We start from the raw sequence: 256 nt of genomic DNA, 5'->3' as shown, positions 1-256 counted from the left end.
GGCGGCATCATGACCTCGGCCGAACTGGCCGCGGCCGCCAGGCTCGACCTGGCGCGCACCTCGCGCACCCTTGGTTCCCTGTGCGAGAAAGGCTGGCTGCGGCGCCTGCCCGACAGCGCCGACCGGCGCGTGGTGCGCGTCGAGGCCACCGCCGAAGGCCTGGACCGCTACCGCGCCCTGCTGCCGGAGGTCGTGCGCCTGAACGAACTGCTGGTGCAGGACCTGGATGCCGCCGAGGTCGCCCTGCTGCGCGACC

1 protein-coding gene is annotated in these 256 nt (G+C 74.2%); it reads left to right on the top strand.

Going from position 1 to position 256, the window contains the following annotated elements; all coding sequences use genetic code 11:
* Nucleotides 1-256, top strand: a 256-nt coding sequence (locus SB751_RS32815) for a MarR family winged helix-turn-helix transcriptional regulator (protein WP_410749355.1), incomplete at both ends; no start/stop codon positions are given.

Origin of the sequence: Cupriavidus sp. SIMBA_020 (assembly GCF_046535395.1) — a bacterium.
Classification (GTDB): Bacteria; Pseudomonadota; Gammaproteobacteria; order Burkholderiales; family Burkholderiaceae; genus Cupriavidus; species Cupriavidus campinensis.
This window is presented reverse-complemented; position numbering and strand designations above follow the sequence as displayed.